The organism is Citrobacter sp. Cf118, assembly GCF_030334095.1.
Classification (GTDB): domain Bacteria; phylum Pseudomonadota; class Gammaproteobacteria; order Enterobacterales; family Enterobacteriaceae; genus Citrobacter; species Citrobacter freundii.
In genome coordinates, this window is sequence record NZ_JAOWES010000086.1 from 49,658 (window position 1) to 75,922 (window position 26,265).

26 protein-coding genes are annotated in these 26,265 nt (G+C 54.9%); 13 read left to right on the plus strand and 13 right to left on the minus strand.

The genetic code is table 11. From position 1 onward, the window contains the following. Nucleotides 1-35: 35 nt before the first annotated feature. The 5 genes from hypE to hypA form a co-directional block, all read right to left on the minus strand. On the minus strand, nucleotides 36-1,046 hold the full coding sequence (gene hypE / locus OGX67_RS14330) for a hydrogenase expression/formation protein HypE (protein ID WP_003037416.1): 1,011 nt from the start codon (nucleotides 1,044-1,046) through the stop codon (nucleotides 36-38). Beyond that, complete coding sequence (gene hypD / locus OGX67_RS14335) at nucleotides 1,043-2,164, minus strand: hydrogenase formation protein HypD (RefSeq protein ID WP_003037413.1); 1,122 nt, start codon at nucleotides 2,162-2,164, stop codon at nucleotides 1,043-1,045. The genes hypE and hypD overlap by 4 nt, the downstream gene beginning before the upstream one ends. Next, complete coding sequence (hypC, locus tag OGX67_RS14340) at nucleotides 2,165-2,437, minus strand: hydrogenase 3 maturation protein HypC (RefSeq protein ID WP_003037411.1); 273 nt, start codon at nucleotides 2,435-2,437, stop codon at nucleotides 2,165-2,167. It lies immediately after the preceding gene. Next, nucleotides 2,428-3,300: a hydrogenase nickel incorporation protein HypB gene (hypB, locus tag OGX67_RS14345; RefSeq protein WP_003037409.1), complete on the minus strand. Its 873-nt coding sequence runs from the start codon at nucleotides 3,298-3,300 to the stop codon at nucleotides 2,428-2,430. The genes hypC and hypB overlap by 10 nt, the downstream gene beginning before the upstream one ends. 103 nt (nucleotides 3,301-3,403) lie before the next feature. Next, nucleotides 3,404-3,775 (minus strand): hydrogenase maturation nickel metallochaperone HypA, encoded by a 372-nt coding sequence (gene hypA / locus OGX67_RS14350; RefSeq protein WP_003037406.1) that lies wholly within the window; start codon nucleotides 3,773-3,775, stop codon nucleotides 3,404-3,406. A 198-nt stretch (nucleotides 3,776-3,973) separates the two neighbouring features. Between hypA and hycA the strand changes: the two genes are divergently transcribed. The 9 genes from hycA to hycI all read left to right on the plus strand — a co-directional run bounded on the left by hycA (nucleotide 3,974) and on the right by hycI (nucleotide 11,852). Beyond that, nucleotides 3,974-4,432, plus strand: a complete 459-nt coding sequence (gene hycA, locus OGX67_RS14355; RefSeq protein WP_003840271.1) for a formate hydrogenlyase regulator HycA — start codon at nucleotides 3,974-3,976, stop codon at nucleotides 4,430-4,432. Between the two features lie 143 nt (nucleotides 4,433-4,575). After that, on the plus strand, nucleotides 4,576-5,187 hold the full coding sequence (gene hycB, locus OGX67_RS14360; protein WP_003037401.1) for a formate hydrogenlyase subunit HycB: 612 nt from the start codon (nucleotides 4,576-4,578) through the stop codon (nucleotides 5,185-5,187). After that, entirely contained in the window at nucleotides 5,184-7,010 is a 1,827-nt protein-coding gene (gene hycC, locus OGX67_RS14365; protein WP_286526685.1) for a formate hydrogenlyase subunit 3, read from the plus strand. Before hycB ends, hycC begins: the two co-directional genes overlap by 4 nt. Before the next feature lie 2 nt (nucleotides 7,011-7,012). After that, nucleotides 7,013-7,936 carry a respiratory chain complex I subunit 1 family protein gene (locus OGX67_RS14370; RefSeq protein WP_003037395.1) on the plus strand — a complete coding sequence of 308 codons (924 nt, stop codon included), beginning with the start codon at nucleotides 7,013-7,015 and terminating at the stop codon, nucleotides 7,934-7,936. 17 nt (nucleotides 7,937-7,953) lie between these two features. Continuing rightward, complete coding sequence (gene hycE, locus OGX67_RS14375) at nucleotides 7,954-9,663, plus strand: formate hydrogenlyase subunit HycE (protein WP_003037393.1); 1,710 nt, start codon at nucleotides 7,954-7,956, stop codon at nucleotides 9,661-9,663. 9 nt (nucleotides 9,664-9,672) lie between these two features. Further along, nucleotides 9,673-10,215 (plus strand): formate hydrogenlyase subunit HycF, encoded by a 543-nt coding sequence (gene hycF, locus OGX67_RS14380; RefSeq protein WP_003037391.1) that lies wholly within the window; start codon nucleotides 9,673-9,675, stop codon nucleotides 10,213-10,215. Further along, entirely contained in the window at nucleotides 10,215-10,982 is a 768-nt protein-coding gene (hycG, locus tag OGX67_RS14385) for a formate hydrogenlyase subunit HycG (RefSeq protein WP_003037388.1), read from the plus strand. The genes hycF and hycG overlap by 1 nt, the downstream gene beginning before the upstream one ends. Continuing rightward, on the plus strand, nucleotides 10,979-11,389 hold the full coding sequence (locus OGX67_RS14390) for a formate hydrogenlyase maturation HycH family protein (RefSeq protein WP_257651604.1): 411 nt from the start codon (nucleotides 10,979-10,981) through the stop codon (nucleotides 11,387-11,389). Before hycG ends, OGX67_RS14390 begins: the two co-directional genes overlap by 4 nt. Continuing rightward, nucleotides 11,382-11,852 (plus strand): hydrogenase maturation peptidase HycI, encoded by a 471-nt coding sequence (gene hycI, locus OGX67_RS14395; RefSeq protein WP_003037382.1) that lies wholly within the window; start codon nucleotides 11,382-11,384, stop codon nucleotides 11,850-11,852. Before OGX67_RS14390 ends, hycI begins: the two co-directional genes overlap by 8 nt. Nucleotides 11,853-11,908: 56 nt before the next feature. Here hycI and OGX67_RS14400 read toward each other — a convergent pair whose 3' ends face one another. The 3 genes from OGX67_RS14400 to ascF all read right to left on the minus strand — a co-directional run bounded on the left by OGX67_RS14400 (nucleotide 11,909) and on the right by ascF (nucleotide 15,217). Continuing rightward, the gene (locus OGX67_RS14400) at nucleotides 11,909-12,148 is read right to left on the minus strand and encodes a SymE family type I addiction module toxin (protein ID WP_044699699.1); all 240 of its coding nucleotides are present in this window, start codon (nucleotides 12,146-12,148) and stop codon (nucleotides 11,909-11,911) included. Between the two features lie 167 nt (nucleotides 12,149-12,315). Then, a complete protein-coding gene (locus OGX67_RS14405; RefSeq protein ID WP_048213492.1) occupies nucleotides 12,316-13,740 on the minus strand; it encodes a 6-phospho-beta-glucosidase in 1,425 nt (474 codons plus the stop codon). 22 nt (nucleotides 13,741-13,762) lie between these two features. Then, nucleotides 13,763-15,217 carry a PTS cellobiose/arbutin/salicin transporter subunit IIBC gene (gene ascF, locus OGX67_RS14410; protein ID WP_257651603.1) on the minus strand — a complete coding sequence of 485 codons (1,455 nt, stop codon included), beginning with the start codon at nucleotides 15,215-15,217 and terminating at the stop codon, nucleotides 13,763-13,765. A 264-nt stretch (nucleotides 15,218-15,481) separates the two neighbouring features. Here ascF and OGX67_RS14415 point away from each other — a divergent pair, with 264 nt between their 5' ends. From OGX67_RS14415 to hypF, 3 genes are all read left to right on the plus strand, one after another. After that, complete coding sequence (locus OGX67_RS14415) at nucleotides 15,482-16,495, plus strand: LacI family DNA-binding transcriptional regulator (protein ID WP_003037371.1); 1,014 nt, start codon at nucleotides 15,482-15,484, stop codon at nucleotides 16,493-16,495. Nucleotides 16,496-16,640: 145 nt separating this feature from the next. After that, on the plus strand, nucleotides 16,641-17,186 hold the full coding sequence (hydN, locus tag OGX67_RS14420; RefSeq protein ID WP_003037366.1) for an electron transport protein HydN: 546 nt from the start codon (nucleotides 16,641-16,643) through the stop codon (nucleotides 17,184-17,186). A 143-nt stretch (nucleotides 17,187-17,329) separates the two neighbouring features. Continuing rightward, entirely contained in the window at nucleotides 17,330-19,570 is a 2,241-nt protein-coding gene (gene hypF / locus OGX67_RS14425; RefSeq protein WP_257651602.1) for a carbamoyltransferase HypF, read from the plus strand. A 161-nt stretch (nucleotides 19,571-19,731) separates the two neighbouring features. On the opposite strand, the gene norW is transcribed toward hypF, so the two are convergent. Continuing rightward, entirely contained in the window at nucleotides 19,732-20,865 is a 1,134-nt protein-coding gene (gene norW / locus OGX67_RS14430; protein WP_071696693.1) for an NADH:flavorubredoxin reductase NorW, read from the minus strand. Further along, nucleotides 20,862-22,310 (minus strand): anaerobic nitric oxide reductase flavorubredoxin, encoded by a 1,449-nt coding sequence (gene norV / locus OGX67_RS14435; RefSeq protein WP_044699694.1) that lies wholly within the window; start codon nucleotides 22,308-22,310, stop codon nucleotides 20,862-20,864. The genes norW and norV overlap by 4 nt, the downstream gene beginning before the upstream one ends. A 188-nt stretch (nucleotides 22,311-22,498) precedes the next feature. On the opposite strand from norV, the gene norR reads away from it, so the two are divergent. After that, nucleotides 22,499-24,019, plus strand: a complete 1,521-nt coding sequence (gene norR, locus OGX67_RS14440) for a nitric oxide reductase transcriptional regulator NorR (protein WP_204583328.1) — start codon at nucleotides 22,499-22,501, stop codon at nucleotides 24,017-24,019. On the opposite strand, the gene gutQ is transcribed toward norR, so the two are convergent. From gutQ to gutM, 3 genes are all read right to left on the minus strand, one after another. Beyond that, complete coding sequence (gene gutQ / locus OGX67_RS14445) at nucleotides 24,016-24,981, minus strand: arabinose-5-phosphate isomerase GutQ (RefSeq protein ID WP_003037353.1); 966 nt, start codon at nucleotides 24,979-24,981, stop codon at nucleotides 24,016-24,018. The two genes, norR and gutQ, sit on opposite strands and share 4 nt — an antisense overlap. Continuing rightward, complete coding sequence (srlR, locus tag OGX67_RS14450; protein WP_003037350.1) at nucleotides 24,974-25,747, minus strand: glucitol operon DNA-binding transcriptional repressor SrlR; 774 nt, start codon at nucleotides 25,745-25,747, stop codon at nucleotides 24,974-24,976. Before srlR ends, gutQ begins: the two co-directional genes overlap by 8 nt. Nucleotides 25,748-25,884: 137 nt before the next feature. Further along, entirely contained in the window at nucleotides 25,885-26,244 is a 360-nt protein-coding gene (gutM, locus tag OGX67_RS14455) for a transcriptional regulator GutM (protein WP_003037348.1), read from the minus strand. Nucleotides 26,245-26,265 lie beyond the last annotated feature (21 nt).

The following is a 26,265-nucleotide window of genomic DNA, read 5'->3' on the forward strand; positions in this document are numbered from 1 at the left end:
GCTTATCCGGCCTACACGTTGCTGCTAATGGGCAGTTAGCATATACGAGGTAAAGGTTCGGCGTGTGGTAAATCGAGGGTTCGTTTCACGCCGTAAAGTCCGGCCAGACGCACACCTTTGCGTTCTACCACTTCGCCAATCATTGCGGCATCGCGTCCTAATGGATGCGCGCGCAGCGCGGCAAGCGCCGTTTCAGCGGCCTGACGCTCAACGGCAATCACCAGCTTACCTTCGTTAGCAAAGTTGAGCGCATCCAGTCCCAGCAGTTCGCAAACGCCACGCACCGCGGGCTTCACGGGCAGGGCCGCTTCAGACAGCTCAATGCCAAACCCGCATGATGCGGCAAATTCATGCGTTACCGCATTCACGCCGCCACGGGTGGCATCACGCAGCGCCTTGACGCCGGGAATATCACGTAGCGTCTGGATAAGCGGCGTCAATACGGCACAGTCGCTGACCAGTTCGCCATCCAGACCCAACTGTTCGCGTAGGTTAAGGATGGTTGCGCCGTGATCGCCAAGCGTACCGCTGACCAGCAGCACATCGCCCACGCTCAGGGTTTGTGCGCCCCAGTGAATGTTGGCGGGGATCGCGCCCATTCCGGCGGTGTTGATAAAAAGCTTGTCTGCCGCGCCGCGCTGTACAACCTTGGTGTCGCCGGTGACGATGGCGATACCCGCTTCGCGCGCGGTTGCCGCCATGCTGTTAACGACGGTTTTCAGCGTCTCCATTGGTAAACCTTCTTCGAGGATAAAACCGCAGGAGAGATAGCGCGGGATCGCGCCGCTGACCGCCACGTCGTTAGCCGTACCACAGATAGCCAGCTTGCCGATATTACCGCCCGGGAAGAACAACGGATCGATAACATAGCTGTCGGTTGAAAACGCCAGACGATCGCCTTCAGCGACCAGTTGCGCCAGTTCCAGACGTGCCTGATCTTCTTGTTCCGCCAGCCACGGATTCGCGAATGCCTCCATAAACAGACTGTTGATCAACTGCTGCATAGCCTGACCGCCGCTACCGTGGGCGAGTTGTACGCTGCTCATGCTTCACACTCCTGCTGACGATACTGATACCAGGCGGCACATGCGCCTTCTGAGGAGACCATCAGGGCGCCAAACGCTGTCTCCGGGTTACACGTTTTGCCAAATAATGGGCACTGATGTGGTTTACATCTGCCCGTCAGCACTTCCCCACAACGCGCGCGCGGATCGTCATACACCTGCTGCGGCGCTGGCTGGAAATGGGCTTCGGCATCAAAGCGCTGATAGTCAGGCGTCAGGTGAACGCCAGAGGATTCGATAACGCCCAGACCGCGCCATTCGCTGTCGCCATTGACGCAGAACACCTCGGCGATGGCCTGTTGCGCTAACGCGTTACCGGCGTCCGGTACCACGCGACGGTACTGGTTTTCTACCTGGCTGTGCGCGGCAATTTTCTGCTCAATTAACATCACCACGCCTTGCAGGAGATCGAGCGGTTCAAAACCGGCGACCACTAACGGACGATGGAAGTCTGAAGCAATGAAATTATAGGCATCTGTGCCAATCACCATGCTGACGTGGCCTGGTGCTAAAAAGGCGTCAATACCGTTGTCCGGCTGTTCCAGCAGGCTGCGCAGCGTAGGGATAAGCGTGATGTGCTGGCAGAAAAAGTAAAAGTTCTGCACGTCACGCTGCTTTGCCTGTTGCAGAGTGATAGCGGTCGTTGGCATTGTGGTTTCAAAACCCAGACCAAAGAACACCACCTTACGCGTTGGGTTTTCCTGTGCCAGCTTCAGCGCATCCATCGGTGAATAGACGATACGGATATCTGCACCGCGCGCCTTGGCTTGCAGCAGGGAGCCTTGCTTACCCGGGACGCGCATCGCATCGCCAAAGGTGCAGAAAATCACTTCTGGATGGCTGGCGATTTCTACACAGCTGTCGATTCTACCCATCGGCAGAACGCAAACCGGGCAACCCGGACCATGAATAAACTCCACGTTTTCCGGTAGCAACTGGTCGAGGCCGAATTTGAAGATAGCGTGGGTATGACCACCACAAACTTCCATGATGCGCAGTGGGCGTTCAGCCGTGTAGGGGAGGTGGGCGGCACGTTCAGACAGGTGCTCTATCAGTTGCATCACCTGCTCTGGTGCGCGGTATTCGTCAACAAAACGCATTTATTTTTCCTCGCCGTACAGCAACGCGCCGACATCCGGCTCAACGTCAAACATGTTTTGCAGCGCGTCGAGCGTATCGCGCGCTTCAGCTTCATTAATGATGCTCATGGCAAAACCGACGTGGACCAGTACCCACTGGCCGAGGCGCGGTTGGCCATGTTCATCACAGCTACCGACCAGCGTCAGGTCGACGTCGCGCTGAATACCGCAAACGTCGACTTTGGCCTGGTTGCCATCAATGGTGCGGATTTGACCCGGAACACCTATGCACATCGCTGCGTCTCCAGCCAGGAGAGCCATTGATCCATCCCTTCACCACTGGTGGCGGAAATCAGGATAATCTCAATTCCCGGGTTCACTTCCCGGGCGCTGGCGATGCATTTTTCAACGTCAAAATTGAGGTACGGTAGCAGATCCACTTTGTTGAGCAGCATCAGCGATGCGGCGGCAAACATATGTGGATATTTCAGCGGTTTGTCTTCACCTTCGGTGACGGAAAGCACGGCCACTTTATGGCGCTCGCCGAGGTCGAAGCTGGCCGGGCAGACCAGGTTGCCGACGTTTTCAATGAACAGAATGCCGTTATCGTCAAGCGGCAAACGCGGCGCGGCGTCAGCGATCATTTGTGCGTCAAGGTGGCAACCTTTACCGGTGTTGACCTGAATGGCGGGCGTGCCTGTGGCGCGAATACGGGCAGCATCGTTCACCGTCTGCTGGTCACCTTCAATAACGGCGCACGGCACGCTATCTTTCAGCTTCATCAGCGTTTCGGTCAGCAGCGTGGTTTTACCGGAGCCCGGGCTTGAAACAAGGTTCAGCACCAGATGCTGACGGGCCGCAAAGCGGGCACGGTTGCGTTCGGCCAGACGGTTGTTTTTGTCCAGTACGTCAATTTCCACTTCCAGCATACGGCGTTGGCTCATACCTGGTGCGTGGGTTCCTGCCTCACCGTGACCGTAGTGCAAATCGCCTTCTTCGGTCTGGCTCGGTGTGAAATTTGAGGTCTTCACACCGGTAATATTCAGCGCTGGACGAGCCGCTGGGGCAAATGGCGCGCTGCGAAACGCCGAGTGGGGATTATGCTCATCACCCTCTATATATAGGTTGCCTTCAGCGCAACCACATGTCGTACACATCGCTCACTCCTGATCTTTTTACTTGCGATACATCTGTTGCCGGATGACTGCGTTGCCTTATCCGGCCTACAAACGAGCTCTTTCTGTAGGCTGGATAAAACGCTTAAGCGTCGCCATCCGGCGCTGGAGTCTGATCTATTTCAATACGTCGAATCTGTAAGCCGTCATCGGCCACAATTCTCAGCATATCGCTGTTGCATTGCGGACATCGGCGCACGCGTTGCGTCAGTAATGTGACGTATTGTTGACAAGATTCGCACCAACATTCGGCTTCTTGTTCTTCGAGGTGGAGTTTACAACCTTCTGCAAGGGTCCCGCGGCATACCAGATCAAAACAAAAGGAGAGAGCGCTGGTTTCTACGCAAGAAAATGCGCCAATTTTGAGCCAGACCCCAGTTACTCGCTGAGCACCGTGTTGCGTGGCCTGTTGTTCAATCAATTCCAGTGCCCGTTGGCAGAGGGTTATTTCGTGCATACCGCCTCCTGTGAAGTTGCCGTATCAAAAGCAATAAGCATGCCAGGTTGATTTTTTTCATTCGTGACAATGACGACAATGACGAAATGACATGTCGTCACCCGCCTTTAATTTTTTATCTATATGAAAATTAAGAAATTTAATTTTGGCATGAAATGTGCTTAAGGCTGTTCATCTCTGCTAAACGGGTAACCTGACATGACTATTTGGGAAATAAGCGAAAAAGCCGATTACATCGCTGAACGGCATCGTCGCCTACAGGACCAGTGGCGTATTTACTGTAACTCGCTGGTTCAGGGGATCACCCTGTCGAAAGCGCGTTTGCATCATGCAATGAGCTGTGCGCCGGACAAAGATCTCTGCTTTGTCCTTTTTGAACACTTCACTATCTACGTCACGCTGGCGGATGGCTTCAATAGCCACACCATCGAGTACTACGTCGAAACAAAAGATGGTGATGATAAGCAACTGATTGCACAGGCACAGTTGACCATCGACGGTCAAGTCGATGAGCGTTTCAGTAACCGCGATCGCGAACAGGTGCTGGAGCACTATCTCGAGAAAATCGCCACCGTCTACGACAGCCTGTACACCGCGGTTGAGAACAATATGCCGGTGAATTTAAGCCAACTGGTTGAGGGACATAGCCCGGCTTAAGCCTCAGGTGCTGTCCACTTTGTCATGATGCGGTTTACATACTGCGTCACGATGTTTTAGGGAATGGGCATGTCGAAAAATGTCGAAATGACATTTTGCAGACATGTTTTCGTCAAAAATGACTATCACCTGAGGAATGCCTGGTGAATCGTTTTGTAATTGCTGACTCCACTCTTTGTATTGGCTGCCACACCTGTGAAGCCGCCTGCTCAGAGACACATCGCCAGCATGGCCTGCAGTCAATGCCGCGCCTGAAAGTGATGTTAAATGAAAAAGAATCCGCGCCGCAGCTTTGCCACCAGTGTGAAGATGCGCCTTGCGCCACCGTGTGTCCGGTTAATGCCATTAACCGCGTTGATGGCGCCGTACAGCTGAATGAAAGCCTGTGCGTAAGCTGCAAACTGTGCGGGATCGCTTGTCCGTTTGGCGCGATAGAGTTTTCTGGTAGCCGTCCGCTGCATATCCCGGCAAACGCCAATACGCCAAAAGCGCCTCCGGCTCCGCCAGCGCCTGCTCGCGTGAGTTCGCTGTTGGACTGGGTTCCAGGCGTTCGTGCCATCGCGGTGAAATGCGATCTGTGCAGTTTTGACGAGCTTGGTCCGGCCTGCGTGCGCATGTGTCCGACCAAAGCCCTGCACCTGGTGAGCAACATGGATATCGCCCGCGCCAGCAAACGTAAGCGTGAGCTGACTTTCAATACCGATTTCGGCGATCTCACCTTGTTTCAGCAGGCTCAGAGTGGGGATGCAAAATGAGCGCAATTTCACTGATTAACAGCGGCGTGGCCTGGTTTACAGCGGCTGCGGTTCTGGCATTTCTGTTTTCATTTCATAAATCGCTGAGCGGCTGGATTGCTGGAGTTGGCGGTGCGGTCGGCAGCTTGTGTACGGCAGCCGCTGGTTTTACCGTTCTGACTAATGCGCTGGCGGTGAGCGGCGTGATGCCGTTTATTGGGCACAGTCTGCAAATTACTCCGCTGAATGCTATCTGGCTGATTACGCTGGGACTGTGCGGCCTGTTTGTCAGCCTGTACAACATTGACTGGCATCGTCATCCGCAGGTGAAAGCTAACGGCCTGCTGGTGAATCTGCTGATGGCCGCAGCGGTATGTGCGGTGGTTGCCAGCAACCTCGGTACGCTGGTGGTGATGGCGGAAATCATGGCGCTGTGTGCCGTGTTCCTCACCGGCTGCAGTAAAGAAGGCAAACTGTGGTTTGCGCTGGGGCGTATTGGTACGCTGCTGCTGGCGGTTGCCTGCTACCTTGTGTGGCAACGTTACGGCACTCTGGAGCTGCGTCTGCTAGACCTGCGCACCCAGGAGCTGCCGCTCGGGTCTGACATCTGGCTGCTGGGCGTGGCAGGTTTTGGCCTGCTGGCCGGGATTATTCCTCTGCATGGTTGGGTGCCACAGGCACACGCCAATGCCAGCGCACCGGCTGCGGCACTGTTCTCTACCGTCGTCATGAAGGTTGGTCTACTGGGTATTCTCTCCCTGTCGCTGCTGGGCGGTAATGCACCGCTGTGGTGGGGGGTTACGCTGCTGGTGTTGGGCATGATCACCGCATTTGTTGGCGGTCTGTATGCGCTGATGGAACACAATATCCAGCGCCTGCTGGCGTACCACACGCTGGAAAACATCGGCATTATTCTGCTGGGGTTAGGCGCTGGCGTGACCGGGATTTCCCTAAATCAACCGGCGCTGATTGCGCTGGGTTTGACCGGCGGTCTGTACCACCTGGTAAACCACAGCCTGTTCAAAAGCGTTCTGTTCCTGGGCGCAGGCAGCATCTGGTTCCGTACCGGTCATCGTGATATCGAAAAACTGGGCGGTATCGGCAAACGCATGCCGGTTATCTCTCTGGCGATGTTGGTTGGCCTGATGGCGATGGCCGCGCTGCCGCCGCTGAACGGTTTTGCCGGTGAGTGGGTTATCTATCAATCCTTCTTCAAGCTGGGTAACAGCGGGGCGTTTGTCGGTCGTCTGTTAGGGCCGTTGCTGGCGGTTGGGCTGGCAATTACTGGCGCGCTGGCGGTGATGTGTATGGCGAAAGTCTATGGCGTAACGTTCCTTGGCGCACCGCGTACGAAGGAAGCTGAGAATGCCTGCTGCGCACCAATCCTGATGAGCGTGAGCGTCGTTGCGCTGGCTATCTGCTGTGTGATTGGCGGCGTGGCTGCGCCGTGGCTACTGCCGATGATCTCCTCTGCCGTTCCGCTGCCGCTGAAAACTGCGAACACCACCGTTTCTCAGCCAATGATCACGCTGCTGCTGATCGCATGTCCGCTGCTGCCGTTCATCATCATGGCAATTTTCAAAGGCAACCGTCTGCCGTCGCGTTCACGCGGTGCGGCATGGGTGTGTGGTTACGATCACGAGCAGTCAATGGTCATTACCGCGCACGGTTTTGCCATTCCGGTGAAAGAAGCCTTTGCCCCGGTACTCAAACTGCGTAAGTGGTTGAATCCGGTATCACTGGTTCCGGGCTGGCAGAATGCGGCTGCGCCGGTGCTGTTCCGTCGCCTGGCGCTGATTGAGCTGGCGGTGCTGGTGGTGATTGTGGTTTCACGAGGAGCCTGAAAATGAGTGTTTTATATCCGTTAATTCAGGCGCTGGTGCTGTTTGCCGTTGCGCCGCTGCTGTCCGGCGTTACCCGCGTGGCGCGTGCGCGTTTGCACAATCGCCGCGGTCCGGGCGTTTTGCAGGAATACCGCGACATTATCAAACTGCTGGGTCGTCAGAGCATTGCGCCTGCGGATTCCAGCTGGGTTTTCCGCCTGACGCCGTTTGTGATGGTGGGCGTGATGCTGACTATCGCCACTGCCTTGCCGGTAGTGACCGTTGGCTCACCGCTGCCACAACTTGGCGATCTGATCACCTTAATTTACCTGTTCGCCATTGCCCGTTTCTTCTTCTCTATCGCGGGGCTGGATACCGGTAGCCCGTTTACCGCCATTGGTGCCAGCCGTGAAGCAATGCTTGGCGTGCTGGTTGAACCTATCCTGCTGCTGGGGCTGTGGGTAGCGGCACAGGTTGCGGGTTCAACCCATATCAGCAATATCGCCGATACCATTTACCACTGGCCTGCTGCGCACAGCATCCCGCTGATTCTGGCACTGTGTGCCTGTGCTTTCGCCACCTTTATCGAAATGGGCAAACTGCCATTCGATCTGGCAGAAGCAGAGCAAGAGCTGCAGGAAGGTCCATTGACTGAATACAGCGGCAGCGGTTTTGCCGTGCTGAAATGGGGCATTAGCCTCAAGCAACTGGTCGTTCTGCAAATGTTCGTTGGTGTGTTCCTGCCGTGGGGACAGATGGAAACCTTCACCGCGGGTGGGCTGCTGCTGGCGCTGGTGATTGCCGTCGTCAAGCTGGTCCTCGGCGTGCTGGTCATCGCCCTGTTCGAAAACAGCATGGCGCGTCTGCGTTTTTGCGCCACTTCACGCGTGACCTGGGCCGGTTTTGGGTTTGCGTTTTTAGCGTTCGTCTCCTTGCTGGTGGCGTGATTTAAGAGAGTTTGAGCATGTCTGAAGAAAAATTAGGTCAACAATATCTCGCTGCGCTGCATCAGGCCTTTCCGGGCGTGGTACTGGATGAAGCCTGGCAGACCAAAGATCAGCTGACGATCACCGTCAAGGTGAACTACCTGCCGGAAGTGGTGGAGTTCCTGTACTACAAACAGGGCGGCTGGTTGTCCGTGTTGTTTGGTAACGACGAACGCCAGCTGTGCGGCCATTACGCTGTTTATTACGTGATGTCGATGGAGCAGGGCACCAAATGCTGGATAACCGTCCGCGTTGAAGTCGATGCCAACAAGCTGGAGTTCCCGTCCGTCACGCCGCGCGTTCCGGCTGCGGTCTGGGGCGAGCGCGAAGTGCGCGATATGTACGGTTTGATCCCGGTTGGTTTGCCGGATGAGCGCCGTTTGGTACTGCCCGATGACTGGCCGGACGAACTCTATCCGCTGCGTAAAGACAGCATGGATTATCGTCAGCGCCCGGCGCCGACTACCGATGCTGAAACCTACGAGTTCATCAACGAACTGGGCGACAAGAAAAATAACGTGGTGCCGATTGGCCCGTTGCACGTCACCTCCGATGAACCTGGTCACTTCCGCCTGTTCGTGGACGGCGAGAACATTATCGATGCCGACTACCGTCTGTTCTATGTCCACCGCGGCATGGAGAAACTGGCGGAAACCCGTATGGGTTACAACGAAGTGACGTTCCTGTCAGATCGCGTGTGTGGTATCTGCGGCTTTGCGCATAGCACCGCCTATACCACTTCCGTTGAGAATGCGATGGGCATCGTGGTGCCGGAACGTGCGCAGATGATCCGTGCCATTCTACTGGAAGTTGAGCGTCTGCACTCGCACCTGCTGAACCTCGGCCTGGCCTGTCACTTCACCGGTTTTGACTCCGGCTTTATGCAGTTCTTCCGCGTGCGTGAAACGTCGATGAAGATGGCGGAGATCCTCACCGGGGCACGTAAAACTTACGGTCTGAACCTGATCGGCGGTATCCGTCGTGATCTGCTGAAAGAAGATATGATCCAGACCCGTCAACTGGCGCAGCAGATGCGTCGTGACGTGCAGGAACTGGTCGATATGCTGCTCAGTACGCCGAATATGGAACAGCGTACTGTTGGTATTGGTCGTCTGGATCCGGAAATTGCCCGTGACTTCAGTAACGTCGGCCCGATGGTTCGCGCCAGCGGCCACGCGCGCGATACCCGCGCCGATCACCCATTTGTCGGCTATGGTCTGCTGCCGATGGAAGTTCATAGCGAGCAAGGCTGCGACGTTATTTCTCGTCTGAAAGTTCGTATTAATGAAGTCTACACCGCACTGAATATGATCGACTTTGGTCTGGATAACCTGCCGGGCGGCCCGCTGATGGTGGAAGGCTTTACCTACATTCCTCACCGTTTCGCACTGGGCTTTGCTGAAGCGCCGCGCGGAGATGACATTCACTGGAGCATGACCGGCGACAACCAGAAACTGTATCGCTGGCGCTGCCGTGCGGCGACCTACGCCAACTGGCCGACGCTGCGCTACATGCTGCGTGGTAATACCGTTTCCGATGCGCCGCTGATTATCGGTAGCCTCGATCCTTGCTACTCCTGTACTGACCGTATGACCGTGGTCGATGTACGTAAGAAGAAGAGCAAAGTCGTGCCGTACAAAGAACTTGAGCGCTACAGCATCGAGCGTAAAAACTCGCCGCTGAAATAAGGAATCGCCATGTTTACCTTTATCAAAAAAGTCATCAAAACCGGGGCTCCGACGTCGTCGTATCCGCTGGAGCCGATCGCGGTCGATAAAAACTTCCGTGGCAAACCGGAACATAATCCGCAGCAGTGTATTGGCTGCGCGGCCTGTGTAAATGCGTGCCCGTCGAACGCGCTGACGGTCGAAACCGATCTGGCCACCAATGAACTGGCGTGGCAGTTCAACCTCGGTCGCTGCATCTTCTGCGCCCGTTGCGAAGAAGTTTGCCCGACGGCGGCGATCAAGCTGTCGCAGGAGTATGAGCTGGCGGTGTGGAAGAAAGAGGATTTCCTGCAGCAGTCCCGCTTTGCGCTGTGTAATTGCCGCGTATGTAACCGTCCGTTTGCGGTACAAAAAGAGATTGATTACGCCATTGCGCTGCTTAAGCACAACGGTGATAGCCGCGCGGAAAACCACCGTGAAAGCTTTGAGACCTGCCCGGACTGTAAGCGCCAGAAATGCCTGGTGCCGTCTGATCGTATTGAACTGACTCGCCATATGAAAGAGGCCAGCTGATGAGCAATTTATTAGGCCCACGTGACGCCAACGGTATTCCGGTACCGATGACGGTGGATGAATCCATTGCCAGCATGAAAGCGTCGCTGCTAAAAAGCATCAAGCGTTCAGCGTACGTTTACCGTGTGGACTGCGGCGGCTGCAACGGTTGCGAAATCGAAATCTTCGCCACGCTTTCTCCGCTGTTTGACGCCGAACGTTTTGGCATCAAAGTGGTACCGTCCCCGCGTCATGCGGATATCCTGCTGTTTACCGGCGCGGTAACCCGTGCCATGCGCTCTCCGGCGCTACGCGCCTGGCAGTCTGCGCCAGACCCGAAAATTTGTATCTCTTACGGTGCTTGCGGTAACAGCGGCGGTATTTTCCACGACTTATACTGCGTATGGGGCGGCACGGACAAAATCGTACCGGTGGATGTCTATATCCCTGGCTGCCCGCCAACGCCTGCAGCCACGCTGTATGGTTTTGCCATGGCGCTGGGTCTGCTGGAACAAAAAATTCACGCGCGTGCGCCGGGTGAACTGGACGAACAGCCCGCCGAAATTCTGCATCCGGATATGGTTCAGCCGCTGCGAGTGAAGGTGGATCGCGAAGCTCGCCGTCTGGCGGGATACCGCTACGGTCGCCAGATTGCTGATGACTATATGACGCAGTTAGGGCAGGGCGAGCATCAGGTGGCGCGCTGGCTGGAGGCGGAAAACGATCCGCGTCTGACCGAGATCGTCACGCATCTTAACCATGTTGTCGAAGAGGCGCGTATCCGATGAGTGAAACGGTGGTGTTCAGTCAACTGAGCCGTAAGTTTATTGATGAGAACGATGCGACGCCCGCTGAGGCGCAGCAGGTTGTCTATTACAGCCTGGCGATTGGTCACCACCTTGGGATCATCGATTGCCTGGAAGCGGAGTTAACTTGTCCATGGGACGAATATCTGGCATGGATTGCTACCCTTGCTGAGGGAAGCGAAGCCCGCCGGAAAATGGAAGGTGTGCCGAAATACGGCGAGATCGTTATCGATTTCAACCATGTGCAAATGCTGGCACGCGCGTTCGATGATGCGCGTGCCGTACAGACCCCGCAGCAGCAGGAGTGGAGCAAGCTGATGCTTAGCATGCTGCACGACATACACCAGGAAAGCGCCATCTATCTGATGGTGAGGAGACACCGTGACTGACGTTTTATTATGTGTGGGTAACAGCATGATGGGCGATGACGGCGCGGGCCCGCTGCTGGCTGAAATGTGTGCTGCAAATCCTCAAGGCAACTGGGTTGTCATCGACGGCGGCAGTGCGCCAGAGAACGATATTGTCGCCATCCGTGAACTGCGTCCGCAACGTTTGTTGATTGTTGATGCTACCGATATGGGGCTAAACCCTGGTGAAATCCGCATTATCGATCCCGATGACATTGCCGAGATGTTCATGATGACCACCCATAACATGCCGCTGAATTACCTGGTCGATCAGCTGAAAGACGACGTTGGTGAGGTGATTTTCCTCGGCATTCAACCGGACATCGTCGGTTTTTACTACCCGATGACACAGCCGATCAAAGATGCTGTTGATACCGTCTATCAGCGATTAGCCGGTTGGGAAGGACACGGTGGATTCTCCGAGCTGGAAGCGCCAGAAGAGTAAACCGTATCAGTGCCGGATGTGAACGACATCCGGCCTGTTTTCGCAGTGTATCCTCGTCATTTAATTGCCTGTTCAATAATTAATTTCCCCTGCATCACTGATACATTCACTGCTGTACCGGTCGGAAATCCAGCTTGTTCCAGCCAGTCGCCGTTCAGCGTGAGCGAGGCGTGCCGACTGATTCGTCGCGTGTAACCCGTTTTTGGATCTTCATGGCGTTTTCTGACATAGCTGACTTTCAAGCGACGTACCGGTTTGGTGATTACCTCTGCTGATTTACCCTTTTTATCAAACATGCACGCTTCCTTGTGGTGAACGGCCAGGATTAAAAACTACTGAATAAAATGCCAGTAAAAAAGGATGAGGGCAAACCTGAAACTGGAAGGACGATTCCACATCTGGAATGTAATAAATGAAAATATGTAATTCTGCCGGAAGACTGTAATCCCCTCCGGCAGATCTGTTATGCCAGATCGGCGCCGTTGCTGGCGATCACTTTTTTGTACCACCAGAAAGATTTCTTACGGGTGCGCGCCAGCGTGCCGTTGCCCGCGTCATCGCGGTCCACATACACAAAACCGTAGCGTTTGCTCATCTCACCGGTTGAGGCAGAAACCAGATCGATACAGCCCCAGGTGGTGTAACCCATCAGGGGCACGCCATCTTCAATCGCGTCTGCCATGGCGCGAATATGTTCGCGTAAATAGCTAATGCGATAGTCGTCATTGATCTCACCATTGGCATCGATTTCATCCTTCGCTCCCAGCCCGTTCTCCACCAGAAATAGCGGTTTCTGGTAGCGGTCATACATCATATTCATGGTGATGCGCAGACCAAGCGGATCGATGCCCCAGCCCCATTCGCTGGCCGCAATATACGGATTACGCAGCGACTTCACCACGTTGGCGGCGCTGGTATTGCCGGTGTTCATTTCCGCCGAGGCGCAGCGCGATGCGTAATAGCTGAACGAGACGAAATCGACGGTGTTTTTCAGGATGTCGTCATCTTCTGGGGCTTTTTCTATGACCACGCCTTTTTCGCGAAACACGCGGGCAGAATAAGCCGGGTAGGCCCCGCGCGCCTGCACGTCAATAAAGAACAGGTTTTCGCGGTCTTTTTCCAGCGCGGTCCACACATCTTCTGGTTTACAGGAATAAGGATAAAAATTACCGCCAGCCAGCATACAACCGACCTGGTTTTGCGGATTAATTTCATGGGCTATTTTAGTCGCCAGGGCGCTGGCTATCAGTTCGTGGTGAGCGGACTGATATTTCACCTGATCCTGATTTTCACCTTCTTCAAATACCAGTCCGGCGCCTGAAAAGGGGCTGTGTAGCATAATGTTGATTTCGTTGAACGTTAGCCAGTACTTCACCAGACCGTCAAAGGCCTCGAAGCAGGTACGGGCATAGCGGGTAAAGAACTCAACCATTTTGCGGTTACGCCAGGAGCCGTACTCGGTGACCAGATGCATTGGCACATCGAAGTGACACAGCGTGACTAATGGCTCAATACCGTATTTTTTACACTCGGCAAACACGTTCTGGTAAAACGCGATGCCCTCTTTATTAGGCGTCAGCTCATCGCCGTTAGGGTAGAGACGGCTCCAGGCAATGGAAGTACGAAATACCGTAAACCCCATTTCCGCCATCAGCGCGATATCTTCTTTATAGCGATGATAAAAGTCGATCGCCTGATGGCTGGGATAAAATTCGTTATCCCGCAGCGCAAAGCGCTTTTCCTGACCCAGCTTGACGGGCATCCGGTGTGTACCGTGGGGGATCATATCGACGGTAGTAAGTCCTTTGCCGCCTTCCCGGTATGCCCCTTCAGACTGGTTGGCGGCCAGTGCGCCGCCCCATAAAAATCCTTGCGGAAAAACAGACATAATTAACCTCAGTTCATACCAGTCAAATGCTGGCTCCATTGATATTGCCCGGTTGTGCGGCCAGGTTTTTTCTGGCCTGCGCGGCTGCATCTTCGACAGGGATATCTTCAAAGCCGAGAATCAGCGTTAATACAAAGGAAAGCACTACCGCCAGCGCCATCACGCCAAATACCCAAACGATAGTCATCGGATTGGCCGGATCGAAAAACTGGACGCTGGTGAACAGACCAGGAGCTGCCATGGAGTGGCTTGCAAGTCCGGCCATTCCGGCAACGGCACCGCAGATAAAACCGCTGATAAGACTTGCAATCAGTGGTCGTTTCAGGCGGATCGCTACGCCATAAAGCGCAGGTTCGGAAATCCCCGCCATGATGGCGGAGGCGGCTGCCGCTAACGCCGTCTGACGCAGTTCCGGGTTTTTGGTTTTCCATGCCACTGCCAGCGATGAACCACCTAACGACAAGTTGGCGCCGATTTCCGACGGCATCACCATGCCTTCTTTTCCGGTTTCGGCAATGGTCTGAATAATGGTTGGCGTAAAGACACGGTGCATACCGGTCATTACCAGCAGCGGCCACAGTGCGCCCATAATGGCCACCGACAGCCAGCCGAGATAGCCGTGGATGGTATAGACCAGCGCTGAAATTGCGCTACCGATCCAGATGCCGATCGGGCCAATGATGACGATGGCGAGCGGCGCGGCGATCAGCACGATTAGCATTGGTTTAAGGAAGTTTTTGGTTACCGCCGGAGTGATGCGATCGACCCAACGTTCGATGTATGACAGGCACCAGGTCATCACCAGCGCCGGGATCACCGTGTAGGTGTATTTCACTGCAGTCACCGGGATCAGGGCAAACTCAACGTGCTCACCCTGCGCAGCCTTCGCCATCAGATCGATGAAGCTGGGATGCACCAGTACGCCCGCGATGGCGATTGCCAGCGACATGTTGGTTTTGAATTTGATAGCGGCCGACGCGGCGACCATCAGCGGCAGGAAGAAAAATGCGCCGTCACCGATAACGGTCAGAATGGTGAGCGTGGACGATCCTTTCTCCAGCACGCCGGTCATTTCGAGGATCATTGCCAGCAGCTTGAGCATTGATCCGCCGATAATTGCCGGGATCAACGGCGACATGGTGCCGATCAGCGCGTCGAGGATCCCCGCGCCAATCCGCTTCAGCGTCAGTCGGGGTTTGGTTTGCGGCTCAGCAGGCTGCATATTGGCAGGCAACAGGCTGACCACTTCGCGATACGCCTGCGAAACGGTGTTGCCGATGATCACCTGGCACTGGTTATCGCTACGCACCACGCCAAGTACGCCAGAAAGCGTCTTCAGCGTCGCGCTGTCGACTTGCGAGTCATCTTTGATAACGAAACGCAAACGGGTCATACAGTGGGTCACTGCTGTGATGTTGTCGACGCCTCCCAGAGCCGTCACAACGGAGCGCGCCAGCGCTGCATAATTCTTGGACATCGGATTTAATCCTGTTTTATCAGTAGGGTACGTTATGTTTTATCCGTTTACGTTGGGTCGCTTTTCTGGGTTATGAAACGCAGATAGGAAACCGGTTCCACAAAATCATGTTTAAAATATGAGTAATGAGCAAGATTTAATTTTGATAATTTTTTGTAATTGTGATTCCGATCACCAGATGTCAGCGTTTGCGATTTAGCAGCAAGGACAGCGGTGAAACGGTGCAGTACACTGCGTCACATTGAGAGAATAGGGATGAGTAATATGACCACGATGCTGGAGGTGGCGAAGCGTGCCGGGGTGTCGAAAGCGACAGTTTCCCGGGTGCTTTCCGGGAACGGCTACGTCAGCCAGGAGACCAAAGACCGCGTGTTTCAGGCCATTGAAGAGAGTGGTTACCGCCCAAACTTGCTGGCGCGCAGTCTGGCGGCGAAAACCACGCAGACGCTGGGCCTGGTGGTAACAAATACCCTTTATCACGGCGTCTATTTCAGCGAGCTGCTGTTTCATACCGCGCGGATGGCGGAAGATAAAGGACGCCAGTTGTTGCTGGCTGACGGTAAGCACAGCGCTGAGGAAGAGCGTCAGGCGATCCAGTACCTGCTCGACCTGCGCTGTGACGCGATTATGATTTATCCGCGTTTTCTCAGCGTGGATGAGATAGACGATATCATCGATGCCCACAGCCAGCCGATTATGGTGCTTAATCGACGCCTGCGGAAAAACAGTAGCCACAGCGTATGGTGTGATCAAAAGCAGACCAGCTTTAACGCCGTTACTCAGCTCATTGCCGCCGGGCATAAAGAGATTGGTTTTATTACCGGCTCGATGGATTCTCCAACCGGCGTGGAGCGACTTTCAGGTTATAAAGACGCGCTGGCACATCAAGGTATCGCGCTAAATAATGATCTGATTGTTAAAGGGAAATGGACGCCAGCCTGCGGTGCAGCGGGTGTGGATACTTTGCTTTCGCGCAAGGTCAATTTTACCGCGCTGGTGGCTAGTAATGACGATATGGCGATCGGCGCGATGAAGCAGTTGCACGAGCATGGCGTGAGCGTTCCTGCACAGGTGTCGGTGATTGGCTTTGATGATATCGCCCTCGCGGCATACACTATTCCGGCGCTTTCCAGCGTTAAAATTCCGGTAACAGAAATGATTCAGGAAACGATTGGGCGCCTGATCTTTATGTTGGGTGACGGGGCGTTTACGCCGCCAAAGACTTTCACCGGTGAACTCATCCAGCGCGACTCAGTTGCGCCGCCCGCTTCGCGCTGACGGCTGTCATTTGTCATCGTCACTAGTGACGATGACACGCTCTTCTTGCGTTCTTCAAAATAAAATCCCTTTAATAACAGTAAATTAAATTCTGGCACGATTTATGAATGCTTCGGCAGATATTCTGTCATTGCTGGAGAAATTGATGAACCGTTTCATCATTGCAGACGCCAATAAATGCATTGGTTGCCGTACCTGTGAAGTGGCCTGCGTGGTATCCCATCAGGATAACCAGGACTGCGCATCGCTGACCCCTGAAACTTTTTTACCCCGCATTCACGTCATCAAAGGCGTTAATGTCTCCACGGCGACGCTGTGCCGCCAGTGTGAAGACGCGCCGTGCGCTAACGTCTGCCCGAACGGTGCGATCAGCCGTGATAAAGGTTTTGTTCACGTAATGCAGGAACGCTGCATTGGCTGTAAAACTTGCGTTGTGGCTTGTCCTTACGGCGCAATGGAAGTAGTCGTGCGTCCGGTTGTGCGTAACAGCGGCGCGGGTCTGAACGTCCGTGCAGAAAAAGCTGAAGCCAATAAGTGCGACCTGTGCCACCATCGCGAGGCCGGTCCTGCCTGTATGGAAGTGTGCCCGACTCACGCGCTGATTTATGTCGATCGCAATAAGCTTGAGCAACTTAGTGCGGAAAAACGCCGTCGCGCGGCGCTGGATTCCACCGCATCTTTGCTGTTCTGATATCTGAAAATCCGCGTAAAATACGGTAGTACTTATGCCGGATGGCGGCTTCGCCTTATCCGGCCTACTGTTTGCATCCCCGTAGGCCTGATAAGCATCGCGCCATCAGGCTAACCGGGATTGATGACTGCGGGAATAATCTAATGACAATAAACACCCTCTCCGGCGTACAGTTGCGTATTCGCGGCAAAGTACAGGGCGTCGGATTTCGCCCCTACGTCTGGCAACTGGCGCAGCGGTTACAACTGCATGGCGATGTGTGTAACGACGGTGATGGTGTGGTTGTGCGTTTACAGGAAGATCCGGCGGAATTTATTGCGCAGTTACATCAACACTGCCCACCGCTGGCGCGCATTGACAGCGTTGAGAGCGAAGCAATCGCCTGGACGCAGCAGCCTGCCGATTTCTCGATTCGTCAAAGTGCTGGCGGTACGATGAATACGCAAATCGTTCCGGATGCCGCGACTTGTCCCGAATGCCTTGTTGAAATGAATACCCCCGGCGAACGTCGCTACCGATACCCCTTTATCAACTGCACCCACTGTGGTCCACGCTTTACGATTATCCGCGCCATGCCCTATGACCGCCCGTTCACCGTGATGGCGTCGTTCCCACTCTGTGCGCAATGCGACAAAGAGTATCGTGACCCGTATGATCGTCGCTTCCATGCCCAGCCCGTTGCCTGTCCGGCGTGCGGCCCTCATCTTGAGTGGTTCAGCACGGATGAGCGGGCGGAGAAAGAAGAGGCGCTGCAGGCGGCGGTATCGCGACTGAAAGCCGGCGGTATTGTGGCGGTTAAAGGCATTGGTGGGTTTCATCTGGTGTGCGATGCGCGCAATGATGACGCCGTCACGCTGCTCAGGCTGCGTAAACACCGTCCGGCGAAACCGCTGGCGGTAATGCTGCCAGGTGATGACGGACTGCCTGAACCCGCGCGTCGTTTACTCACAACCCCCGCCGCACCGATCGTGCTGGTGCAGAAACGCTATGTCGCTGCATTGAGCGAGGGCATTGCGCCAGGGTTAACGGAGGTTGGAGTTATGCTGCCCGCGAATCCGTTGCAGCATTTGCTCTTACAAGAGATGAATTGTCCACTGGTGATGACCTCCGGCAACCTCAGCGGCAGGCCTCCGGCCATTACCAACGCCCAGGCGCTGGAAGATTTAAGTGCGATTGCTGATGGTTTCCTGCTGCATAACCGCGAAATTGTGCAGCGGATGGATGACTCCGTGGTGCGTGACAGTGGGGAAATGCTGCGTCGTTCCCGGGGTTACGTGCCGGATGCGGTCGCGCTGCCGCCAGGATTTCGCGACGTGCCACCGATGCTGTGCTTAGGCGCGGATCTGAAAAATACCTTCTGCCTGGTGCGTGGCGAACAGGCGGTTATCAGCCAGCATTTAGGCGATCTCAGCGATGACGGCATTCAGCAGCAGTGGCGTGATGCGCTACGCCTGATCCAGAATATTTATGATTTTACGCCACAGCGTATCGTGCATGATGCCCACCCTGGCTATGTTTCCAGCCAGTGGGCCAGCGAAATGAATCTGCCAACCGAAACGGTATTGCATCACCATGCTCATGCCGCTGCATGTCTTGCCGAGCACGGCTGGCCGCTCGATGGCGGCGATGTGATTGCTCTGACGCTGGACGGTATCGGCATGGGGGAAAATGGCGAGCTGTGGGGCGGCGAATGTCTGCGGGTCAACTATCGTGAATGCGAACACCTTGGCGGCTTACCGGCGGTAGCGCTGGCGGGCGGCGATTTAGCGGCAAAACAGCCATGGCGCAATCTGCTCGCGCAGTGCCTGCGTTTTGTTCCTGACTGGCAGCGTTACCCAGAAACATCGGGGCTACAGCATCAAAACTGGAACGTACTGGCGCGCGCCATCGAGCGGGGAATCAATGCCCCGCTGGCATCGTCGTGCGGACGACTGTTTGATGCGGTTGCCGCCGCGTTGCATTGTGCGCCGGAATCGTTGAGTTATGAAGGTGAGGCGGCCTGTGCGCTGGAGGCGCTGGCATCGCAGTGTGCAGGTGTTGATCACCCTGTTACGGTGCCGCTTAATGGCAATCAACTGGACTTAGCAATTTTTTGGCAGCAATGGCTGGCCTGGCAGACCGCCCCTGCAGAAAGAGCGTGGGCGTTTCACGACGCGCTGGCGTGTGGTTTTGCCACGCTGATGCGTGAGCAGGCCGAAGCGCGCGGAATTAAAACGTTAGTATTCAGTGGTGGCGTGATGCATAACCGCTTGCTGTCATCCCGGCTGGCGATTTATCTGCGTGATTTTACCTTACTGTTCCCGCAGCGTTTACCGGCGGGCGACGGCGGGTTGTCATTGGGGCAGGGCGTGATTGCCGCGGCGCGGGTGTTGATGCAAAAATAAAAAAAGCCCCGGGACTGGCGGGGCAAGAAAAACATGTCGGGGCATACCGACAAGTGGCAACGCACATCCATGTGTGTGAGGTTAATAAATCAGTAGCAGCGTTGCCGGGCAAAGTCATAGGCCGGATAAGACGCGAAGCGGCGCCATCCGGCATCACAGACTTACACGGGCAACGTTTTCAGCAGCGCAAAGGCCTCTTTCATGCGGTCTTCACTGACGACAAACGCACACAGCTGGCCTTCATCGTTCATCCCTCTGGCGACCATTCCCTGTGCTTCGGCGGTGATGTGCCAGTTCAGATCGCGGCGCTGGGTTTCCCCGGCCAAATGTAAAGGCAGTTCTGGCGTTTTGACTTTTACCAGCATGGCTGGCAGTTTCAATGGCGCATTGCCGCCGAGCAGGTTTTTCGCCAGATACATGGCGCTCAGCTGAATCGGCTGCAGGAACGGGAGCACCTGACCGTTAATCTCCGCACAGTCGCCGAGAGCATAAATGTCCGGGTGGCTGGTTTGCAGGTAGCTGTCGACGCAGACGCCACGATTGATGTTCAATCCGGCGCGACGCGCCAGTGCGGTTTCCGGTCGCAGTCCGGTGGCGGCAATCACCGCATCGACTTCTACGTTGCGGCTACGATCGAGCGTGGCGCGAATACCGGTGCTGGTTTTCTCCAGGCTCTGAAGCTGTGATTTCAGCAGCAGGTGTACGCCCATATCGGTCAGACGATGCTGTAAGCGACTGCTGACTTCTGGCGGCATCAGCGAAGCCAGAATGCTGGCGGCGTTGTCGATAAGCGTTACCGCTTTACCGGCACGACAAAAATCCATCGCCAGTTCACTACCAATCAAGCCGCCGCCGACAATCAGCACCCGCTGGGCGTCACGCAATTGCGTTTCACAAGCGCGATACTCTTGTTGGCTGTTCAACGTGAGCATTAACTCACGTCCGGTAACCGGCGGTACAAAGGCTGAAGCGCCCGTCGCCAGCACCAGCTTGTCGTACTGCCACTGCTTGTCCTGACTTTTCACTACGTGGGCATCGGCGTTGATGTCGGTTACCCAGGTATGTGGGAACAGGCGCAAATTAAACTGTTCGGCAAACTCCCCCGCCGACTGGCGGGTGAGGTCGTCTGCACGCTGCGACTGACTGATAACATGGCTGAGATCGGGCTTGTTGTACTCATCCATGCTGTCCGCGGCAATCAAGGTCAGCGGAACATTCGCATCCTGCTTACGGATATTTTTGACTAACTGGCGGGCGGCGAAGCCCGAACCAATGATGACAATGCCGTGACTCATTTTGCCTCCGTTGCCAGTACGTCGAAGACGTCTTTACCTAGTGAGCATTCCGGGCACAGGAAGTTGTCCGGAACTTCGCTCCATGGCGTACCCGGTGCAACGTCCTGCAACGGTTCGCCTTTCGCCGGATCGTAAATCCACTGGCACACGCTGCACTGCATGCTTGGACCAAGATCGGCGGCAGCCGCAGCGGCACATGCACAGGCTTCTTCCTGGGCGACGGCTTTCACGGTTGTTTCCGGCAATGGAGCCAGCGCCCACTGACGCGCGATTTCACGGCCGTGCTGGCGGCACAGTTCCAGTGCATCCAGGTCCGGACGCCATTTCGCTTTCAGGCTCAGTGACATCTCGAAACCTGCATCCTGCAAACGCGTGGACAAACGGTCTACTGCACCGCCGCTCCAGCCGTGTGAACCAAAGGCGCTGGCACGCTTGTTACGAAAACGCAGGCCGGTCATCTCTTCCACCAGACCGGCGATTTTCGGCATCATCACGTTGTTCATTGTGGAAGTCCCGACCAGCACGCCTTTAGAGCGGAAGACGTTGGTCAAAACTTCGTTTTTGTCGCTGCGGGCGACGTTAAAGATTTTTACCGCCACGTTTGGGTCGACTTCGTTGATGCCCTGGGCAATCGCGTCCGCCATCATGCGGGTGTTGTTGGACATGGTGTCGTAGAAAATGGTGATGCGGTCTTCCTGATAATCCGCCGCCCATTTCAGGTACAGCTCAACGATTTGTGTCGGGTTGTCGCGCCATACCACGCCATGGGAAGTGGCAATCATATCGACCGGCAGGTTGAAGCCGAGGATCTCAGTAATTTTCGGTGTAACCAGACGGCTGAATGGCGTCAGGATGTTGGCGTAGTAACGCTGGCACTGTTCGAACAGTTCAGTCTGGTCAACTTCGTCGTTAAACAGACGTTCGTCGCAGTAGTGCTGACCGAAGGCGTCGTTACTGAACAGCACCGCATCGCCGGTCATGTAGGTCATCATACTGTCCGGCCAGTGCAGCATCGGCGTTTCAACGAAGATCAGCTGCTTGCCGTTACCAATGTCCAGCGAATCACCGGTTTTCACTACGTTAAAGTTCCATTCCGGGTGATGGTGGTGCCCGTTGATAGAGTCAATGGCGTTGGCGGTGCAGTAAATCGGCGTGTCCGGGATGCAGGACATCAGCTCGGTCAGCGCCCCGGCATGGTCTTCTTCAGCGTGGTTAATGATGATGTAGTCGATATCCGCGAGGTCAATTTCACTGCGCAGGTTCTGCACGAATTCACGACTAAACTTGTGGTCTACTGTATCAATCAGAACATTTTTTTCTTCACGGATGAGATAGCTGTTGTAGCTGCTGCCGCGCAGCGTTTTGTATTCAGTTCCGTGGAAATCACGCACTTCCCAGTCACGTTGGCCAACCCAATGAATGTTATTTTTAACCAGAATAGACATAACAACCTCAATTAATTCAGCGTTTTTCAAAAAAGATGTTTTGCTAATTGCAGGTTGCGTGCCAACTTTTTATTTGGTTGATTTTAAAGGATTAGTTGTTTTACCACCTATAAGGTGGTAGTCAAAATGACTATATGTTTTATTGTCAATATGACAATATGAATTGTCAAAATGACAATGAGGTAGCCATGAGCTTTTCCGTAGACGTGCTGGCGGGCATCGCCATTGAATTACAAAGCGGTATTGGGCATCAGGACCGTTTTCAACGACTGATAACCACCTTGCGTCAGGTGCTGGAGTGCGACGCGTCGGCACTGCTGCGCTACGAGTCGCGACAGTTTATTCCGCTGGCGATCGATGGGCTGGCGCAGGATGTTCTCGGCAGACGCTTTACTCTGGAAGGGCATCCGCGTCTGGAGGCGATTGCCCGCGCCGGGGACGTGGTTCGTTTCCCTGCCGACAGCGATTTGCCAGATCCGTATGATGGTCTGATTCCGGGGCAAGAGAGTCTGAAGGTGCATGCCTGTATTGGGCTGCCGTTGTTCGCCGGTCAAAATTTGATTGGTGCGTTAACTCTGGATGGCATGGAGCCTGATCAGTTCGATGTTTTCAGCGATGAGGAGCTTAGGCTGATTGCCGCGCTGGCGGCTGGCGCATTGAGCAATGCGTTGCTGATTGAACAGCTGGAAAGCCAGAATATGCTGCCAGGTTCGTCGACGGCTTTCGAGCAGGTGACGGAAACCCAGATGATTGGCCTGTCGCCCAATATGATGCAGTTGAAAAAAGAGATTGAGATTGTGGCGGGGTCCGATCTCAACGTGCTGATTAGCGGCGAAACAGGGACCGGGAAGGAGCTGGTGGCTAAAGCTATCCATGAAGGTTCACCGCGCGCGGTGAATCCACTGGTGTATCTGAACTGCGCGGCGTTGCCGGAAAGCGTTGCCGAAAGCGAACTGTTTGGTCACGTAAAAGGCGCGTTTACCGGGGCTATCAGCAATCGTAGCGGTAAGTTTGAAATGGCCGACAATGGAACGCTATTTCTCGACGAGATAGGCGAACTCTCGCTGGCGCTACAGGCTAAGCTGCTGCGCGTATTGCAGTACGGTGATATTCAGCGCGTGGGTGACGATCGCAGCTTGCGCGTGGATGTGCGAGTGCTGGCGGCGACGAACCGTGATTTACGCGAAGAGGTGTTGGCCGGTAATTTCCGTGCGGATTTGTTCCACCGGCTGAGCGTCTTTCCCCTTTCGGTACCGCCTCTTCGTGAACGCGGTGAAGACGTGGTGCTGCTGGCAGGCTATTTTTGCGAGCAATGTCGGCTGCGGCTGGGACTGTCCCGCGTGGTGTTAAGCCCCGGTGCGCGTAGTCATCTGTTGAGCTACGCCTGGCCCGGGAATGTGCGCGAGCTGGAACATGCCATTCACCGCGCGGTGGTTCTGGCAAGGGCGACCAGAGCAGGGGATGAAGTGGTGCTGGAGGCGCAGCATTTTGCCCTGCAGGATGAAGCGACAGTAACACCGGCGGCGGAAGTTGTTGCGGAGATCCCACAGCATCACAACCTGCGTGAAGCAACAGCGTCGTTCCAGCGGGAGATGATCCGCCGGGCGCTGGCACAAAATAACCATAGTTGGGCGGCAAGTGCGCGGGCGCTGGAAACAGACGTCGCCAACCTGCACCGGCTGGCGAAGCGTCTGGGGTTGAAGGATTAGATAATACCGGCCTGATAGAAATCCTGCAGGTTGATAGCACCGGTGAGTTTACCGTTTTCATCGACCACCGGTGCGGCAGTGATTTTGCGCTTCATCAGGATCTCTTTGGCGTCAATCGCGCGGCTCTGCGCCTGCAGTGTAATGCCATTCTGGGTCATTGCTTCGCTAACCTGAGTGGTGAGCGCTCCGCCGCCAACCAGCCAGCGGCGCAGGTCGCCGTCGGTAAAGACCCCTTTCACCAGTGACTGGTCGTCGCAGACAGCGACCAGGCCAAGACCCGTGCGGCTGAGCTCCAGCATCGCGTCCATGACGCTGGTGGTAAGCGTCACCTGCGGGATGGCATCGTCACGGCGCATCAGATGATGCACTTTATTTAACAGACGAGCGCCCAGCGCACCTGCCGGATGCGAGCGGGCAAAATCTTCCTCGTTAAAGCCGCGCGCCTGCATTACGGCGATTGCCAGCGCATCGCCCATCATCAACGTATTTACGGTACTGGACGTCGGTGCCAGGCGCATCGGACAGGCTTCGCGCTCAACGGAAATATCCAGCACGGCTTTGGCGGCCAGGCCCAACGGTGAGGTCGGTTTTCCGGTCATTGCCAGCAGGGCGACGGATTTGTCTTCCAGGCGCGGAATGATGAGATCCAGCTCTTTCGCACCGCCGGAGTAGGAGATAAACAGCATGACATCACGGCTTTCGATCATCCCTAAGTCACCGTGCAGCGCTTCCGCCGGATGCACAAAAAAGGCAGGCGTGCCGGTACTGGCGAGGGTCGCCGCAATTTTTTTGCCAATATGACCTGATTTACCAATACCGGAGACAATGACTTTGCCTTCACAGTGGATGATAGTATTGGCGGCGCGGACAAAATCATCGCCCAGTCGCTCAGGCAAACGGCTGGCTTCCTGTAGTTCCAGCATTAACGTCTGACGGCCCGCGTTCAGTAGTGCATCACTCATTGGTTTCTCCGGTTATGATCACTTCAATCCCTTTTGCTTCCAGCGCCTGACGAAATGCAGGGTCGATACCCGCATCGGTAATCAGCTTGTCGACGCTTTCCAGACTGCATACAACATTAGGGCTTTTGCGCCCAAATTTTGACGAGTCAGCCATCAGAATCACTTCGCGAGCGGCATTACACATCGCTTTACTGACGCTAAACACCTCATTAAAAGTGGTCACGCCGGCATTGAGGTCAATGCCGTCGGTGCCCATGAAGAGTTTATCAAAGCTGAACTGCTCAAAGGCGTTTTCTGCCAGCTGACCGTGAAATGACGCAGATTTTTTGCGAAAGGTCCCGCCCGGCATCAGGATGGTTTGCTCGTTGTCCAGCTCCGAAAGGGCGTTAACAATGTGCAGACTGTTGGTCATGACGGTGATATTGCTAAAGCGCGTGAGCATCGGCACCATCTGCAGTACGGTGCTGCCCGCATCCAGGATAATAGAGTCTCCATCGTGTATAAAACGGACGGCAGCTTCGGCAATCTGCTCTTTTTTATGCGTATTAATTAGCGTTTTGTGATCGATTGGCGGATCGGATTCGTCTTTATTTAATACCACGCCGCCATAGGTACGAATGACGGTTCCGGCGTTCTCCAGAATGACCAGGTCTTTGCGAATGGTCGTGCCAGTCGTGTCAAAGTAGTGGGCCAGTTCTTCAACCGAGCATTTTCCCTGCTTTTGCAGGTGCTCCAATATGGCAGCCTGACGCTGACGAGGTTTCATAGGCGTGATTACCCTGACTTATGTATTTACCCGTCATACTTCAAGCTGCATGTGCGTTGGTCTTCCTGCAACTCGAATTATTTGGGGTATAGGTTGCAAAATGATAATTTCGCAAGCTATTAGCATTCACAACGAAATTACCCATGTTTCAGTTTAAGCGCCAATGATAGTGCATTCTGTGCTAACGGATCATGGGGAAAGATCACATCAGGCTGTAAATCATCAAGATGTTTGCCGGTTATCGTGGCAATTTTGCCGGGTCTGGCGAATACCGTAAGACCTTTCATAAATAACGTGTCTGTAACTCGCTGCTGCTCATTCAGCGCGATGGCCACTACCACGCGCGGCTTAAAACGCCCACCGGAGCGACCAACACCAACCCGACCCTGTTGGCAAAGCCTATCAAACGCCCGGTTAAAGCGGGATATTTGCCAGCCACCAAGCGCCAGTTGCAGGCACCAGGCGATAGCGGCGACGGTAATCAGTGCGGAAACCATTATGTACTCCTTTGATTTTGC

Excerpts from the sequence above, each read along its gene's own strand:
- hypE (WP_003037416.1), bottom strand. The coding sequence starts at position 1,046 with ATGAGCAGCGTACAACTCGCCCACGGTAGCGGCGGTCAGGCTATGCAG.
- hypD (WP_003037413.1), bottom strand. The coding sequence starts at position 2,164 with ATGCGTTTTGTTGACGAATACCGCGCACCAGAGCAGGTGATGCAACTG.
- hypC (WP_003037411.1), bottom strand. The coding sequence starts at position 2,437 with ATGTGCATAGGTGTTCCGGGTCAAATCCGCACCATTGATGGCAACCAG.
- hypB (WP_003037409.1), bottom strand. The coding sequence starts at position 3,300 with ATGTGTACGACATGTGGTTGCGCTGAAGGCAACCTATATATAGAGGGT.
- hypA (WP_003037406.1), bottom strand. The coding sequence starts at position 3,775 with ATGCACGAAATAACCCTCTGCCAACGGGCACTGGAATTGATTGAACAA.
- hycA (WP_003840271.1), top strand. The coding sequence starts at position 3,974 with ATGACTATTTGGGAAATAAGCGAAAAAGCCGATTACATCGCTGAACGG.
- hycC (WP_286526685.1), top strand. The coding sequence starts at position 5,184 with ATGAGCGCAATTTCACTGATTAACAGCGGCGTGGCCTGGTTTACAGCG.
- OGX67_RS14370 (WP_003037395.1), top strand. The coding sequence starts at position 7,013 with ATGAGTGTTTTATATCCGTTAATTCAGGCGCTGGTGCTGTTTGCCGTT.
- hycE (WP_003037393.1), top strand. The coding sequence starts at position 7,954 with ATGTCTGAAGAAAAATTAGGTCAACAATATCTCGCTGCGCTGCATCAG.
- hycF (WP_003037391.1), top strand. The coding sequence starts at position 9,673 with ATGTTTACCTTTATCAAAAAAGTCATCAAAACCGGGGCTCCGACGTCG.
- hycG (WP_003037388.1), top strand. The coding sequence starts at position 10,215 with ATGAGCAATTTATTAGGCCCACGTGACGCCAACGGTATTCCGGTACCG.
- OGX67_RS14390 (WP_257651604.1), top strand. The coding sequence starts at position 10,979 with ATGAGTGAAACGGTGGTGTTCAGTCAACTGAGCCGTAAGTTTATTGAT.
- OGX67_RS14400 (WP_044699699.1), bottom strand. The coding sequence starts at position 12,148 with ATGTTTGATAAAAAGGGTAAATCAGCAGAGGTAATCACCAAACCGGTA.
- OGX67_RS14405 (WP_048213492.1), bottom strand. The coding sequence starts at position 13,740 with ATGTCTGTTTTTCCGCAAGGATTTTTATGGGGCGGCGCACTGGCCGCC.
- ascF (WP_257651603.1), bottom strand. The coding sequence starts at position 15,217 with ATGTCCAAGAATTATGCAGCGCTGGCGCGCTCCGTTGTGACGGCTCTG.
- OGX67_RS14415 (WP_003037371.1), top strand. The coding sequence starts at position 15,482 with ATGACCACGATGCTGGAGGTGGCGAAGCGTGCCGGGGTGTCGAAAGCG.
- hydN (WP_003037366.1), top strand. The coding sequence starts at position 16,641 with ATGAACCGTTTCATCATTGCAGACGCCAATAAATGCATTGGTTGCCGT.
- hypF (WP_257651602.1), top strand. The coding sequence starts at position 17,330 with ATGACAATAAACACCCTCTCCGGCGTACAGTTGCGTATTCGCGGCAAA.
- norW (WP_071696693.1), bottom strand. The coding sequence starts at position 20,865 with ATGAGTCACGGCATTGTCATCATTGGTTCGGGCTTCGCCGCCCGCCAG.
- norV (WP_044699694.1), bottom strand. The coding sequence starts at position 22,310 with ATGTCTATTCTGGTTAAAAATAACATTCATTGGGTTGGCCAACGTGAC.
- norR (WP_204583328.1), top strand. The coding sequence starts at position 22,499 with ATGAGCTTTTCCGTAGACGTGCTGGCGGGCATCGCCATTGAATTACAA.
- gutQ (WP_003037353.1), bottom strand. The coding sequence starts at position 24,981 with ATGAGTGATGCACTACTGAACGCGGGCCGTCAGACGTTAATGCTGGAA.
- srlR (WP_003037350.1), bottom strand. The coding sequence starts at position 25,747 with ATGAAACCTCGTCAGCGTCAGGCTGCCATATTGGAGCACCTGCAAAAG.
- gutM (WP_003037348.1), bottom strand. The coding sequence starts at position 26,244 with ATGGTTTCCGCACTGATTACCGTCGCCGCTATCGCCTGGTGCCTGCAA.